This window comes from Nocardioides jiangxiensis (assembly GCF_030580915.1).
In the GTDB taxonomy this organism is placed as follows: Bacteria; Actinomycetota; Actinomycetes; order Propionibacteriales; family Nocardioidaceae; genus Nocardioides; species Nocardioides jiangxiensis.
The window spans coordinates 2,111,075-2,125,705 of the sequence record NZ_JAUQTA010000001.1; the positions used below are offsets into that span (position 1 = coordinate 2,111,075).

The window sequence follows — 14,631 nt, forward strand, 5'->3', positions numbered from 1 at the left end:
GCCGATCATTAAAGTCGAGTTAATCAATCTAGTTAGACACGAAGAGGTTTCCCATGACCACCACGCCCGCCACCGAGCCGCTGAAGTTCGCGTACTGGGTCCCCAACGTCAGCGGGGGCCTCGTCGTCAGCAACATCGAGCAGCGCACCGACTGGGGCTACGACTACAACGTCAAGCTCGCCCGCCTCGCCGAGAACAACGGCTTCGACTACGCCCTCTCCCAGGTCCGCTACACCGCGTCGTACGGCGCCGACCAGCAGCACGAGTCGACGTCGTTCAGCCTCGGCCTGCTGACGCAGACCGAGCGCCTCAAGGTGATCGCTGCGGTCCACCCCTACTTCTGGCACCCTGCCGTCCTGGCCAAGTGGCTGATCACCGCCGACCACATCTCCGGCGGCCGCGCCGCCGTCAACGTGGTGTCCGGCTGGTTCAAGAACGAGGCCGTGGACCTCGGCGTCCGCTGGCTCGAGCACGGCGAGCGCTACCGCCAGTCCGAGGAGTTCATCCGGGTGCTCCGGGGCCTCTTCGAGTCCGCCGAGAAGGGTCCGTTCACCCACCAGGGCGACTTCTTCCAGGTCCACGACTTCCAGCTGAAGCCCGGCCCGGTCACCTCCGAGGGCCGTCCCCACCCGGAGATCTTCCAGGGCGGCAACTCCACCGCCGCGCGGGCCCAGGCCGGCAACGTCGCCGACTGGTACTTCTCCAACGGCAAGGACTTCGACGGCTTCACCGAGCAGTACCTCGAGGTCAACCAGAACGCCGCGGTCGCCGGCCGCGAGGGCGCGGTGAAGTTCGGCCTCAACGGCTTCGTCGTCGCCCGCGACAGCGAGAAGGAGGCCCGCGAGGTCCTCGAGGAGATCATCGCCAAGGCCAACCCCGAGGCGGTCGAGGGCTTCCGCTCGGCCGTCCAGCAGGCCGGCCCGAGCACGGCCGACGGCAAGGGCATGTGGGCCGACTCCACCTTCCGCGACCTGGTCCAGTACAACGACGGCTTCCGCACCGGCCTCGTCGGTACGCCGGAGCAGGTCGCCACGCGCATCGTGGAGTACAAGAAGCGCGGCGTGGACCTCTTCCTGCTCGGCTTCCTGCACTACCTCGAGGACGTCGAGTACTTCGGCGCCAAGGTCCTCCCGATCGTGCGCGAGCTCGAGGCCGACCTCGAGAAGGCCGGCGATCCGGTGGCGGTCCGATGACCGTCGCCGCCTGGCCGGAGACCCGGGTCCCGGTCCTGACCGCCGAGGAGGCGGTGCGCGTCGCGGCAGCGCTGTCGCGCGAGCTCGCCGCCTCGGCGTCCCTCCGGGACCGGGACCGCATCCTCCCGCTGGCCGAGCTGGAGGCGGTCACCGCCTCCGGCCTGCTGGCGATCACCGTCCCGGCGGCGTACGGCGGCGCGGACCTTCCGGTCCGCGTCGTGGCCGAGGTGGTCCGGCTGCTCGCGGCCGGTGACCCCAACGTCGCGCAGATCCCGCACAGCCACTTCGCCTACGTCAACGCCCTCCGTGAGCAGGGAACGCCGGAGCAGCAGGCGTTCTTCTTCGGCGAGGTGCTGGCGGGGCGCCGGTTCGGCAACGCGCAGTCCGAGATCGGCACCAAGCACGTGCGCGACATCCGGACCACGCTGACGCCGGACCCGGCCGTGCCCGGTGCGTGGCGGCTCGACGGGCTCAAGGGCTACGCCACCGGTGCGTTGCTCGCCCACTGGATCCCGGTGCTCGCCCACCTCGACGTCGACGGGCCGCTCCACGTGGCCTGGGTGGAGCGGCACGCCCCGGGCGTGACCGTCGTCGACGACTGGGACGGCATGGGCCAGCGGACGACCGCCAGCGGCTCGGTGCGGCTGGAGGACGTCGCGGTCGCGGCGGACCGGGTGACGCCGTACCACCTCACCTTCGAGCGCCCGCAGACCTACGGCGCGTTCGCCCAGGTGCTGCACGCGGCGATCGACGCCGGCATCGCCCGGGCGGCGCTGTCCGAGGCGGCGACCTTCGTCCGCACGAAGTCGCGGCCCTACCCGGACGCCCTCGTGGAGCGCGCGGCCGACGACCCCCTCGTCGTGCAGGCGCTCGGGCAGGTCGAGGTCCAGGTGCGGGCCGCGGAGGCGCTGGTCCGCGAGGCGGCGTCGGCGATCGACGAGGCCGACCTCGACCTGTCTGCGGAGTCGACCGGTGCCGCGAGCCTCGCGGTCGCCGCGGCACGGGCCGCGACGACCGAGGCGGCACTGGCGGCGGGGTCCCGGCTCTTCGAGGTCTCCGGCACACGGTCCGCGCTCGGTGCCCTCAACCTCGACCGGCACTGGCGCAACGCCCGCACCCACACGCTCCACGACCCCGCCGCGTGGAAGGTCCAGCACCTCGGTCGCTGGGTCGTCGACGGGGTCCTCCCGCCCAACCACGGACAACTCTGAAAGCTGGCTCATGTCTGATCTGACGTTCCACTGGTTCCTGCCGACCAACGGCGGTGACAGCCCGCAGGTCGTGGGCGGTGGCCACGGGGTGCCGGCCGGGCCGTCGGTGCGCCCGGCCTCGGTCCCGTACCTCGGCCAGGTGGCCCGCTCGGCCGAGCAGCTCGGCTTCGAGGCCGCCCTGACGCCGACCGGTGCCTGGTGCGACGACGCGTGGCTCACGACCGCGATGCTGGCCTCGGTGTCGGAGCGGCTGAAGTTCCTCGTCGCCTTCCGCCCCGGCCTGGTGTCGCCGCTGCTCGCCGCCCAGATGGCCGGCACGTTCCAGAACCTCAGCGGCGGCCGGCTGCTGCTCAACGTCGTCGTCGGCGGCGAGAGCCACGAGCAGCGGGCCTACGGCGACTTCCTCGACAAGGACGCGCGCTACGCCCGGTGCGGCGAGTTCCTCGACGTCGTACGCCGGCTGTGGGCGGGGGAGACCGTGACCTACCACGGCGAGCACCTCGCGCTGGCCGAGGCGACGCTGGCGCAGCGGCCCGACCCGCTGCCGGAGATCTACTTCGGGGGGTCGTCGCCGGCCGCCCACGACGTGGCCGCCGAGCACGCCGACGTCTACCTGACCTGGGGCGAGCCGCCCGCCGCGGTGGCCCGCAAGGTCGAGGACATGCGCCGCCGGGCCGCGGAGCGCGGGCGTGAGCTGCGCTTCGGCATCCGGCTCCATGCCATCGCCCGTGACACCCGCGAGGAGGCGTGGGCCGAGGCCGACCGCCTGCTCGCCGGCATCTCCGACGAGCAGATCGCCCGGGTCCAGGCGGGCCTGCGCCGCAGCGAGTCCGAGGGCCAGCGCCGCATGCTCGACCTCAACCGTGGCTCGCGCGACGGGCTCGAGGTGCACCCCGGGCTCTGGGCCGGCATCGGCCTGGTCCGCGGCGGCGCCGGCACCGCGCTCGTCGGCTCGCACCAGGAGATCGCCGACCTCATCGAGGAGTACGCCGCCGTCGGCATCTCCGAGTTCATCCTCTCCGGCTACCCGCACCTCGAGGAGGCCTACCGCTTCGGCGAGGGGGTCCTCCCCGAGCTGGCCCGCCGCGGTCGCTGGACCCATCCCGCGCCGTCGCCGCTGGGTCTGCGCTCGGGCTCGGTGCCGTTCGGGGCGCCCGTGCCCGCCGTCGTACCCGCCGCCTCGGACCAGGACCGTCAGGAGGTCCCCGCATGACCACCCCACTCGACCACTCGCTCCGTTCGCGCTCGATCGGGGGCCCGGCATGACCCTCGCCCCCGTCCCCGACCTCGAGGAGGCGCCGCCCGTGCTCGACGGCGCCACGCTCCGCCAGGCCTTCGGGCACTACCCGTCCGGCGTCGTCGCCGTCGGCGCGCACGTCGACGGCCAGCTGGTCGGCATCGCCGCCTCGTCGTTCACCTCGGTCTCGCTCGACCCGCCGCTCGTCTCGGTGGCGGTGTCGCGCACGAGCAACACGTGGCCCGCCCTGCGCGAGGCCGGCGAGATCGGTGTCTCCGTCCTCGCCGACCACCACGACGTGGTCTGCCGCCAGCTCGCCGGCCCGGCCGGCCAGCGGTTCGCGGGCCTCCGGTTCTCGGTCTCGGCCGGCGGCGCGGTGCTGCTGCGCGAGTCGGTCTCGACGTTCACGACCGTGCTGCACGACGAGATCGAGGCGGGCGACCACGTGATCGCCCTGCTCCGGGTCCTGTCGGTCGACGCCGGTGAGGGTGAGCACCCGCTCGTCTTCCACCGCTCGGCATTCGCCCAGCTCGACCGCGGTGGCCTCGACCCGGCGCGCCTCGACGGCCGGATCAACGGGCAGCCGGTCGACTGAGCCGGGGCGTCGATACGCTGGCGGGGTGAAGAACGTCCTCGTCATCGGCGGCGGCATCGCCGGCCTTGCAGCGGCGTGGGACCTCTCCGCCGACCACGACGTCACCGTCCTGGAGGCGAGCGACCGCGTCGGGGGCAAGCTCCGGCTGGAGAAGGTCGCCGGAGCGCGTGTCGACGTCGGTGCGGAGGCGATGCTCAACCGCCGTCCGGAGGGCGTCGCCCTCGCGCGTGAGGTCGGACTGGCGATCGAGCACCCGGTGATCGCGTCCTCGCGGCTCTGGGTCGACGACCAGCTCAAGCCCCTGCCCCGGTCGCTGATGGGCGTGCCGCTGGACGTCGAGGAGCTCGCCGCGTCGGGCGTCCTGTCCGCCGCGGGGATGGCGCGGGTCCTCGCCGAGCCGGGGATCGCACCCTCCGACCTCTCCTCCGACGTCTCGGTCGGGGCCCTGGTGGGAGAGCGGTTCGGCGACGAGGTCGTCGACCGGCTGGTCGAGCCCCTCCTCGGCGGGGTGTACGCCGGCCGCGCCCGCGAGATCTCCGCGCGTGCTGCCGTGCCGCAGCTCGTGGCGATGGCCGCCCGTGGGTCCCTCACGGCAGCGGCCGCGGCGCTCCCGGCCTCCGACACGCCGGTCTTCGCCGGCATCCCCGGTGGCATGGGGCGCCTGCCGGAGGCGCTGGCGTCCTCGGGTCGCTTCGCGGTCCGCACCAACGCCTCCGTCGAGCGGATCTCGCGCGCCGGCGACGGGTTCCGGGTCCGGGTGGACGGTGAGGAGCTCCTCGCGGACGCCGTCGTCGTCGCGACGCCTGCCGAACCGTCCGCGGTGCTGCTCATGGACCTCGTGCCCGACGCGGCTGCCGCGCTCGCACGGGTCGAGTCCGCGGACGTCGTCGTGGTCACCTTCGCTGTGCGTGAGGTCGAGGCGCGACCGCTGCTCGACCTGGGAGCCTCGGGCTTCCTCGTGCCCCCGGGTGAGCGGCGCGCGATCAAGGCGTCGACCTGGTCCTTCGCCAAGTGGGACTGGGTGCGGGCCGCCGGCCGCGGGGCCGGCGCCCACGGTGAGGACCTGCTCTACCTGCGCACGTCGCTGGGCCGGTTCCGCGAGCGTGTCCTCCAGCTCCAGGACCACCTCCTCGAGGTCGGGTCCCTCGCCGACCTGCACGCGGCGACCGGCGTCCGGCTCGAGCCCGTGGCGACGCACGTGCAGCGCTGGCAGGCCGGCCTCCCGCAGTACGCGGTCGGCCACGTCGACCTCGCCGCTGCGATCCGGGCGGAGGTCGAGGCGGTGCCGGGCCTGGCGGTCTGTGGTGCGGCGTACGACGGAGTGGGCATCCCGGCGGTCATCGGGTCGGCCCGCCGCGCAGCTGCTCAGGTGCGGTCGGCAGAATAGGAGCCATGACCGACGCTCCCGTGCAGCCTGTCGAGCCCACCGAGACCGACCCGCAGGCCCACATCCAGTCCAACGCCGCGAAGATCAACGAGCTCAACGCCACGATCCGCTACACGATGTGGAGCGTCTTCAAGCTCGAGTCGGTCTACGGCGATGTCGCCGAGGGGGTGCGGCAGGCCGAGGCGATCGAGCTGACCGCCCTGCTCGACGAGCTCGCTGCCGAGGACGTCACGACCCGCGGCGTCTACGACGTCGCCGGCCTGCGCGCCGACGCCGACGTCATGTTCTGGATCCACGCGGCCTCCTCCGACGCCCTGCAGGCGGCGTACCACCGGATCCGCCGTACGGCGTTCGGTCGCCGCCTCGCGCCGGTCTGGTCGCAGATGGCGCTGCACCGCCCGGCCGAGTTCAACCGGTCCCACCTCCCGGCCTTCCTGGCTGACGAGCGTGCCCACGGCTATGCCGCGGTCTATCCCTTCGTCCGCTCCTACGAGTGGTACCTGCTCGACGAGAAGGAGCGCCGTCGCCTGCTCGCCGAGCACGGTGGCATGGCGCGCGACTACCCCGACGTCCGTGCGAACACGGTCCCGGCCTTCGCGCTCGGTGACTACGAGTGGCTGCTCGCGTTCGAGGCCGACGACCTCTCCCGCATCGTCGACCTGATGCGCCACCTGCGCGGCTCGGAGACCCGCCGCCATGTGCGCGAGGAGGTGCCGTTCTACACCGGGCGCCGGGTCGAGATCGCGGACCTGCTCACCGCCCTGCCCTGACCCGGTCGGAGCTCGCGAAAAGGTCGTGACCGCGGGTCCTGCCGCGTGGTAGCAAGGGTTGCATGACGCAACCTTCCGCCGGTGACCTCGACGCGTTCCTGCGCCTTCCGCGCCTCTCCGGGCTGGAGCTCTCGCCCGACGGCACCCGCCTGGTCACTGCGGTGGCCTCCCTCGACCACGACGGCACCCGATGGGTCTCGGCGCTGTGGGAGGTCGACCCGACCGGCGAGGCGCCGGCACGTCGCCTGACCCGGAGCGCGAAGGGGGAGACCTCCGCGCGCTTCGTGTCGACCGGCGACCTTCTCTTCACCTCCGCGCGCCCTGATCCGGACGCGACGGAGGAGGACGACCCGAAGGCGATGCTCTGGCTGCTCCCGGCGGCCGGTGGTGAGGCCCGTGTCATCGCCCGCGCCGCCGGTGGCCTCGGTGACGTCGTCACGGCCCGCGACGTCCCCGTCGTGTCCGTCACCGCCCCCGTGCTGGGGGCGTCGGTCGACCTGGACGACGACGCGGAGCGCCGCAAGGCCCGCAAGGAGCGCAAGGTCAGCGCGATCCTCCACACCGCCTACCCGGTGCGGATCTGGGACCACGACCTCGGCCCGGACCAGCCCCGCCGCTACCTGGCGACGCTCGGCGAGGACGAGCTCGACCTGCGCCAGCTGACCGGTGCCGGCCCGCAGCTGCAGGGGGAGTACGTCGGCGCCTCGCTGTCCCCGGATGGCGCCGCCTTGGTCACCGCGTGGCTGGTGCCCGAGGGTGCGGGGCAGCGGATGACGGTCGTGGTGGTCGACAGCGTCACCGGCGAGTGCCGGACGCTGCTCGACGATCCCGACACCGAGTACGTGAACCCGGTCGTCTCTCCCGACGGCCGCTGGGTCGTCGCCGAGCACCACGTCCGCTCGACGGCGACCACCGCGCCCGCGGTCCGGATCTGCCTGGTCCCGTTCGACGGCAGCGAGCCGCCGCGCATCCTCGCGCCGGCGTGGGACCGGTGGCCGGCGTCCTTCGCGTGGCTTGCCGACTCCAGTGGCATCGTGCTGACGGCGGACTCCGACGGCCGCTGCCCGGTCTTCCTGCTCGCCCTCGACGACCCGGACGCCGTGCGACAGGTCACCGCCGACGACGCGGCCTTCACCGACGTGCGGGTCAGCCCGGACGGCGCCACCCTGTACGCGCTGCGCTCGTCGTACCTCGCCCCGGCGGAGCCGGTGCGCGTCGACCTCGCTGCGTTCCGCGCCTCGTGCGAGCCGGTCCAGGCGCAGCTCCTCCGTGGTCCGGCTGCGGCTCCCGCCCTGCCGGGCACGCTCACGGAGGTCGAGGCCACCGCGGCCGACGGCGCCCGGGTGCGCGGCTGGCTGGCCCTGCCGGACGGCGCCTCGGCCGATGCCCCCGCGCCACTGCTGCTCTGGATCCACGGCGGGCCGCTCAACAGCTGGAACGCGTGGTCCTGGCGCTGGAACCCGTGGCTCATGGTCGCGCGGGGGTACGCCGTCCTGCTCCCGGACCCTGCCCTCTCCACCGGCTACGGGCAGGAGTTCGTGCAGCGAGGCTGGGGTGCGTGGGGCGATGCGCCGTTCACCGACCTCATGGCGGTCACCGACGCCTGCGTGGCGCGCCCTGACGTCGACGAGGAACGCACGGCGGCGATGGGCGGCTCGTTCGGCGGCTACATGGCCAACTGGGTCGCCGGGCACACCGACCGCTTCCGCTGCATCGTCACGCACGCCAGCCTGTGGTCGCTCGAGGGGTTCGGTCCGACGACCGACGGCGCCTTCTACTGGGAGCGCGAGATGTCGCCGGCGATGATGGCCGCGCACAGCCCGCACCACTTCGTCGACCGGATCGTGACGCCGATGCTCGTCATCCACGGCGACAAGGACTACCGCGTCCCGATCGGGGAGGGGCTGCGGCTCTGGTACGAGCTGCTCACGAAGTCGGGGCTCCCCGCCGCCGACGACGGCACCACGGAGCACCGCTTCCTCTACTTCCCCGACGAGAACCACTGGGTCCTCACGCCCGAGCACGCGCGCGTCTGGTACCAGACCTGCCTGGGCTTCCTCGGCCGGCACCTGCTCGACGAGGAGATGGTCACGCCCGACCTGCTCGCCTGAGGGTGCGGCAGTGCGTCCGCACACTCTTGCAAAGTGGAGTAAAACAATCTACATTGATCACATGTTGCCGAGGATGACACCGCGCCGGCCTGGCTGTCGTTGAAGGACCTCTCCGCGCCGTACGCCGCGTGCGGAACCACCCCCCATGTCCCCCGGCAACGGGGCCCGCGCCCGCCACGGCGCGGGCCCCACCCACACGTCCCAGGAGTTCCCATGACCCTCCCGCTCCCGACCTCCCAGCAGTTCCGTGCGGCGCAGGCCCGCACCGCCCAGGGTCGTCCGACCCGTGCCCGGCTCGACCATCTCGTGCGCGTCATCGAGGACAACGCCGATCGCGCCGACCTCCTCGAGCTCGTTCCCGTCCTGGAGCCGGGGGCGACCGAGCGCGCGTTCGTCCTCGTCGAGGAGACCGACGAGCACCAGCTCTGGCTGATCACCTGGCCTGCCGGCGCCAGCACCGGCTGGCACGACCACGGATCGGCTGCTGGCGCCTTCACGGTGCTCGAGGGCCGCCTCGTCGAGCAGAACTGGAGCGGCGGGCTCAAGCTCGCCCAGGTCACCAGCAACTCGATCCGGGTCCACGGCGCCGGTCACGTCCACGACGTGCAGAACCGCAGTGGCGAGCAGGTCGTCTCCCTGCACGCGTACGGCGCCCGGCTCGACGCCATGAACCACTACGAGTTCCTCGGCGACCGGATCCGCCTGATCTCGGCGGAGACGGGTCGCTGAGGCCGGGCCACCGGCCGCTGAGCCGCTGCTGACCGGTCGTCGGGCAGCGCTCGGCGGCCGTTGGCGCACCCGCTCCGGGCGACCTCAGGACTCGCGCGGCTCGAGTGTCAGCGCGATCGAGTTGATGCAGTACCGGTCGCCGGTCGGCGTGCCGTAGCCGTCCGGGAAGACGTGGCCCAGGTGCGAGCCGCAGCTGGCGCACCGCACCTCGGTGCGGACCATGCCGTGCGAGCGGTCCTCGATGTACTCGATCGCCTCGGACTCGGGCTGGTAGAACGACGGCCAGCCGCAGCCCGAGTGGAACTTGGTGTCGCTGCGGAAGAGCTCGGCCTGACAGGCCTTGCAGCGGTAGACGCCGGTCGTCTCGGTGTCGGTGTACTCGCCGGTGAACGCGCGCTCGGTGCCGGCCTGGCGGAGCACCTGGTACTCCGCAGGGGTCAGCTGCTCGCGCCACTCGTCGTCGCTCTTGGAAACCTCGTAGCCCACGCCCCGAGAGTACGCCCGGGGTCCAGCAGGAGGCAGTGGTCAGGCGACGACCAGGTCCACCGGGGCGCCGAGGAAGCGCCCGTAGCGCTCAGCCTCCTCCTCGAGCGCCGACCGCGCGGCCCGCCTCAGTGCGCGCCGCGGCGTCACCGTGACGAGCGTCGCCTGGCGGCCGACCTTGCGGGTCCACGATCCGGCCAGACCGCCGTCGACGAAGAGCAGGCCGGTCGACCGGAGCACCGTGCCGACGTCGCCGTCGACACCGGCGTAGTCCTCGGGGGAGCGGGCGTAGGAGATCAGCTCGTCGAAGGCTGGGAGCAGCATCGCCGCGGGCACGTCGACCTCCTGCTCCGGCCCGGCACGGAAGAGCCCGTCGCCGAAGGGCTCGAGGCCGGCGAGCCCGATCGCGCGGCGTGACTGGGTCAGGGTGAGCCCGGCCCACCAGGAGAGGTCGACCGCCGCGATCGGGCCGTGCCCCTCGGCGTACCTGCGTGCGAGCCAGCCGAGACGCTCGTCCGGGCTGCGGCGCGAGGCGGGGAGCGAGGCCGCGACGTAGGTCTGCTGCTTGCCGCGCGGTGGTCCGCTGTGGATCTCGCCCGTCAGCTCCGCCTCGATCATGACGTGGGCCATCGCGTTGCCCACCCGTTCGAAGCCCTCCTCGGCCAGGCGTGCCTCGACCTCGGGCCGGGTCAGCGGCCCGGCCGAACGGATCGCCTCGATGGCGAGGGCGGACCAGCGGGCGATCGACTCCGCCGTCAGGCCGTCGCGGCGACTGTTGCTCGCCGATGCCTGGCGGACGCGCGGCGCGGTCACCTCGAGGAGGTCGGGCAGGTCGGCCGGAAGGACGTGGTGCCAGGTGGGCCGCAGTACGTGCGTGCGCACGAAGGCGCCGGCGGCGAACGAGGCCTCGACGTCGGCGAGCGTCGCGCCGCAGCGCCGGCCGATCGCCCACAGCGACATGTCGTGCAGCTGTGACTGCACGCCGCCCAGGTGGCCGACGACCTCCGCCGGCCCGGCCAGCGGTGCTCCGACGAGCCGTTGCGGCCGGAGGCGGTGGGGAGCCAGCGATGCCCTCATGCGGCGATCGTGCCACCTCCCACTGACATTCCCCGGGGGGAGCGGGGCCGGCCAGTAGGTTGGGGTCATGGCGAGCAGTCGCAAGGAGGCGTACGTCGCAGCAGGCGGCCGCGAGGTCAGGATCTCGAGCCCGGACCGCGTGGTCTACGAGGCGACGGACCGCACGCCCGCGATCACCAAGCTCGACGTGGCGGAGTACTTCGCCGCGGTGGGCGATGCGATGCAGGAGTGGGTCCACGAGCGGCCGACCGCTCTCGAGCGCTGGCCCGACGGCTGGCGCGAGGGCATGCGCCTGGCGACTGGTCCCACCGACAAGGAGGGGCAGGGCTTCTACCAGAAGAGGATCCCCAAGGGTGCCCCCGAGTGGGTCGAGACGGCACGGATCGCGTTCCCGAGCCGGCGTACCGCCGACGAGGTCTGCCTGACCGAGCCGGCGACGGCCGTGTGGGCCGCCCAGATGGGCACGCTGACCTTCCATCCCTGGCCCTGCCGTCGCGCCGACACCGACCATCCCGACGAGCTGCGGATCGACCTGGACCCGCAGCCGGGCACGACGTTCGCCGATGCCGTCCGGGTGGCGGGCCTGGCCCGCGACCTGCTCCAGGAGCTGGGCCTGACCGGCCTTCCCAAGACCAGCGGCAACCGAGGCGTCCACGTCTTCGTGCCGATCCGGCCGCAGTGGACCTTCGAGGAGGTCCGCCACGCTGCGCTCGCCTTCGGCCGCGAGCTGGAGAAGCGGGACGGTGGCGTCACCACGGCGTGGTGGAAGGAGGAGCGCGGCGAGCGCATCTTCGTCGACTTCAACCAGAACAACCGTGACCGCACCATCGCGTCCGCCTACTCCCTGCGGCCGCTCCCGGGGGCCCCGGTCAGTACGCCGGTGACGTGGGAGGAGCTCGTGGAGATCACCGACCCCCGGGCCTTCAACCTGCTCACGGTGCGGGAGCGCGTCGCCCGCGGTGACCACCCGTCGTACGCCGGAGGGCAGGGCGACCTGCGCCCGTTGCTGGACCTGTGGGAGGCCGACCCGCGCGAGGCCAACTGGCCACCGGACTACCCGAAGATGCCGGGGGAGCCGCCGCGCGTGCAGCCGTCGAAGAAGGTCGCGGAGCACTGGGACGCCGCGGGCAACCGGATCGGCCAGTCCTCAGCCGAGTGAGTCGAGCACCGGGCCGAGGCCGCGCCAGACGGTGTCCATGTGGAGCTCGACGATCTGCTCCAGGGTGACCTCGGGGTGGTGCTGCCACCAGCGGGTCAGTGCCTCGCCGGCGCCGGAGATGGCGTGGGCATAGGCGTTCGCGCGGAGTGCGGGCTCGTCGGGAGCGGCAGCGGAGACGAGCAGCGCGATCTTCTCCGACGTCTCGAAGCGCTGGCGGGTGGCCTCCTCGGCCACGGCGCCGGCCACGGCGGTGCCGCCGCCGAAGAGCAGCTCCCACAGGTGCATGTGCTCCTGGACGAAGTGGAAGTAGCCCTCGATCCCGCCGCGGAGCTGTGCCTCGGGGGAGGCGTCGGACGGGACGTGGTCGACGATCGCTGCGTCGAGGGCTGCCCGTGCCCGGGTCAGGATCTCGAGGTAGAGCGTGTCCTTGTCGCGGAAGTAGTGGTAGATCAGCGGCCGAGTGATGCCGGCGCGCGCGGCGATGTCCTCCAGTGAGGTGCCCTGGTAGCCGCGCTCGATGAACACGTCGGTCGCCGTCGCGACGATCTGGTCGCGCCGGTCCCCTGCGGAGAGCCGTCGGCGGCTTCCGTCTGCTGCGGGGATCTGCTCGGCCATGGCGTCGGAGTCTAGGGCTACCCATTGACAATTGACAGGGTCGTAAACAAGAGTGCTCCGGATGTCGTGAGACGCACGACACAGGGCATGGAGGCGACATGCGGCGACGGGCGACGCGCAGGACGGGTATCGGGGCGGCTGTGGCCGCTGGGGTGCTGACGGTGACCACGGCGATGGCGGCGGTCCTCGGCCCCGGCGCGGCGACGGCGGCGAGCGCGCCGGACGCCTTCTACACCTACACCGGCAGCAAGCCGCTCGCGGACTACGCGCCCGGGGCGATCCTCAAGACGCGCACCCTCGCGTACTCGCTCGCCGGCCTCTCGCTCCCGGTCCGCGTCAAGCAGATCGTCTTCCGCACGACGAACCAGCGCGGCCGTGCGGTCGCGGGCGTGACGTCCGTGCTCGAGCCGCTGACCGGTGCGACGTCGAAGGTCATCGGCTACCAGTCGTTCTACGACTCCCTCAACCCCGAGGACGGCCCGTCGCGCGCCATCGCGGGCGGGACCAACCCGGGTGGGCTGGCAGCCCACTTCGAGACCGCGATGATGACCCAGTTCCTGCTCCAGGGCTACGCGGTCGTCATCGCCGACACCCAGGGGCCGACGGCCGACTTCGCAGCCGGGCCGGAGTACGGCATGGTCACGCTGGACTCGATGCGTGCCGCGCTCGCGGCGTCCGGCACCGGCATCGCCCCGGGCGCCAGGGCGGGCCTGATCGGCTACTCGGGTGGCGCGATCGCCACCAACTGGGCCTCGGTCCTCGCGCCGGCATACGCGCCGGACATCAACAGGCGCCTGGTGGGCGCGGCCGAGGGCGGCGTGCTCGTGCGCCCGTCCGCCAACCTGCGCTACATCGACGGCAGCCTCGTCTGGGCCGGCGTCATGCCGATGGCCGTCGTGGGCGTCGCGCGTGGGTTCGGCATCGACCTCACGCCGTACCTGAGCGACTACGGCAAGCAGGTCTACGCGAAGCTGCAGAACGCCTCGATCACCCAGGTGCTCGGCGCCTACCCGGGCCTGACCTGGAAGAAGCTGGTCAAGCCGGCCTACGTCGACCCGGCCTCCATCCCGATCTTCGTGTCGACGGTCAACAAGCTCAACCTCGGTACGCGCCCGAACCCGACCATCCCGATGTTCATCGGGCAGGGCACGCTCGGGGAGGCGGAGGGAACGCTCGCCAGCAAGGCCGGTCTGGGCCCCGGTGACGGCGTGATGATCGCCGGTGACGTGCGCTCGCTCGCCCGCAAGTACTGCGCGGCCGGGGTGCGCGTGGTGCACCACGAGTACCCGCTGAGCCACTTCAGCTCGGTGCCGGTCTGGCTGCCGCAGGCCACGTCGTGGCTGACGGCGCGCTTCAGTGGGACGACGGCGCCGACGAACTGCTCGACGATCAAGGCCGGCAACCCGCTGACGCCGCTCAAGCCCGCCTGACCCGCAGCGGCGACGGGCGTCAGACGCCGCTGACGCCCTCGCCGCTGCCGGCGGACTGCTCGACGATCGACTCGTGCTCGAGCAGGTGCAGCACCGGCACCTCGAGCTTGCGCCGTGCCTTCGAGGTCCAGTCGAGGTGGAAGAACTCGGCGACCAGGTGCGGCCGGGTCAGGATGATCGCCTCCCGGCCGTCGGTCTCGGCGATGGTCTTCGCGAGCGCCGCGACCGGTGGCTCCTCGACGGTGCGACCCTCGGCCTCCACGCCTCCTGCCCGCAGCAGCCGCAGGCTGGTCGCGAGGGCGTCCGCGGACTGCTGCAGGCACTCCTCGCGGACCGCCTCCAGGTCGAGGTCGTTCATCGCCATCGCGGGCACGACCATCGGCTCGCCGGCGCCGAGCGAGCCGAGGGTCGCCTCGACGCGCGCGGCGGCGTCCTCCACCGGGATCAGCACGTGGTAGCGCACCTGCTGGTCGGTCTCCAGCTCCTCGTGGAGCGCGATCACCTCCTGCGCATCCACCTCGGAGAGGGCCTGCTCGGCGAGCAGCACCACGTCGTAGGTCGGTCCGGTTGCAGCCATGTCAATCGCCTCCTGATTCCACTCTAGGGAGTACGCGGGTACCCGCGACAGGGGGGT

The 14,631-nt window shown here is 72.6% G+C and carries 14 protein-coding genes; 10 read left to right on the plus strand and 4 right to left on the minus strand.

Annotation, left to right across the window (positions count from 1 at the left end):
* The first annotated feature begins 53 nt into the window (after positions 1 to 53).
* From sfnG to Q5722_RS10350, 8 genes are all read left to right on the plus strand, one after another.
* Entirely contained in the window at positions 54 to 1,193 is a 1,140-nt protein-coding gene (gene sfnG, locus Q5722_RS10315; RefSeq protein ID WP_305028120.1) for a dimethylsulfone monooxygenase SfnG, read from the plus strand.
* Positions 1,190 to 2,404, plus strand: coding sequence for an SfnB family sulfur acquisition oxidoreductase (locus Q5722_RS10320; protein WP_305028121.1), 1,215 nt, complete (start codon positions 1,190 to 1,192; stop codon positions 2,402 to 2,404). The genes sfnG and Q5722_RS10320 overlap by 4 nt, the downstream gene beginning before the upstream one ends.
* Positions 2,405 to 2,414: 10 nt before the next feature.
* Complete coding sequence (locus Q5722_RS10325; protein WP_305028122.1) at positions 2,415 to 3,617, plus strand: LLM class flavin-dependent oxidoreductase; 1,203 nt, start codon at positions 2,415 to 2,417, stop codon at positions 3,615 to 3,617.
* A 49-nt stretch (positions 3,618 to 3,666) separates the two neighbouring features.
* Positions 3,667 to 4,236 (plus strand): flavin reductase family protein, encoded by a 570-nt coding sequence (locus Q5722_RS10330; RefSeq protein WP_305028123.1) that lies wholly within the window; start codon positions 3,667 to 3,669, stop codon positions 4,234 to 4,236.
* 25 nt (positions 4,237 to 4,261) lie between these two features.
* Entirely contained in the window at positions 4,262 to 5,623 is a 1,362-nt protein-coding gene (gene hemG / locus Q5722_RS10335; RefSeq protein ID WP_305028124.1) for a protoporphyrinogen oxidase, read from the plus strand.
* Between the two features lie 5 nt (positions 5,624 to 5,628).
* Positions 5,629 to 6,393 (plus strand): hydrogen peroxide-dependent heme synthase, encoded by a 765-nt coding sequence (hemQ, locus tag Q5722_RS10340; RefSeq protein WP_369415019.1) that lies wholly within the window; start codon positions 5,629 to 5,631, stop codon positions 6,391 to 6,393.
* Between the two features lie 62 nt (positions 6,394 to 6,455).
* Positions 6,456 to 8,504 (plus strand): prolyl oligopeptidase family serine peptidase, encoded by a 2,049-nt coding sequence (locus tag Q5722_RS10345; protein ID WP_305028125.1) that lies wholly within the window; start codon positions 6,456 to 6,458, stop codon positions 8,502 to 8,504.
* Positions 8,505 to 8,717: 213 nt separating this feature from the next.
* A complete protein-coding gene (locus Q5722_RS10350; protein ID WP_305028126.1) occupies positions 8,718 to 9,233 on the plus strand; it encodes a cysteine dioxygenase in 516 nt (171 codons plus the stop codon).
* Positions 9,234 to 9,317: 84 nt separating this feature from the next.
* On the opposite strand, the gene msrB is transcribed toward Q5722_RS10350, so the two are convergent.
* Positions 9,318 to 9,719: a peptide-methionine (R)-S-oxide reductase MsrB gene (gene msrB, locus Q5722_RS10355; protein ID WP_305028127.1), complete on the minus strand. Its 402-nt coding sequence runs from the start codon at positions 9,717 to 9,719 to the stop codon at positions 9,318 to 9,320.
* Between the two features lie 39 nt (positions 9,720 to 9,758).
* Positions 9,759 to 10,793 carry a winged helix DNA-binding domain-containing protein gene (locus tag Q5722_RS10360; RefSeq protein ID WP_305028128.1) on the minus strand — a complete coding sequence of 345 codons (1,035 nt, stop codon included), beginning with the start codon at positions 10,791 to 10,793 and terminating at the stop codon, positions 9,759 to 9,761.
* 67 nt (positions 10,794 to 10,860) lie between these two features.
* Here Q5722_RS10360 and Q5722_RS10365 point away from each other — a divergent pair, with 67 nt between their 5' ends.
* Positions 10,861 to 11,952, plus strand: coding sequence for a DNA polymerase domain-containing protein (locus Q5722_RS10365; RefSeq protein WP_305028129.1), 1,092 nt, complete (start codon positions 10,861 to 10,863; stop codon positions 11,950 to 11,952).
* On the opposite strand, the gene Q5722_RS10370 is transcribed toward Q5722_RS10365, so the two are convergent.
* Positions 11,941 to 12,567 (minus strand): TetR/AcrR family transcriptional regulator, encoded by a 627-nt coding sequence (locus Q5722_RS10370; protein WP_305028130.1) that lies wholly within the window; start codon positions 12,565 to 12,567, stop codon positions 11,941 to 11,943. The genes Q5722_RS10365 and Q5722_RS10370 overlap by 12 nt on opposite strands.
* Before the next feature lie 161 nt (positions 12,568 to 12,728).
* On the opposite strand from Q5722_RS10370, the gene Q5722_RS10375 reads away from it, so the two are divergent.
* Positions 12,729 to 13,997, plus strand: coding sequence for a lipase family protein (locus Q5722_RS10375; protein WP_305028131.1), 1,269 nt, complete (start codon positions 12,729 to 12,731; stop codon positions 13,995 to 13,997).
* Positions 13,998 to 14,016: 19 nt separating this feature from the next.
* Here Q5722_RS10375 and Q5722_RS10380 read toward each other — a convergent pair whose 3' ends face one another.
* Positions 14,017 to 14,574 (minus strand): hypothetical protein, encoded by a 558-nt coding sequence (locus Q5722_RS10380; RefSeq protein WP_305028132.1) that lies wholly within the window; start codon positions 14,572 to 14,574, stop codon positions 14,017 to 14,019.
* Positions 14,575 to 14,631 lie beyond the last annotated feature (57 nt).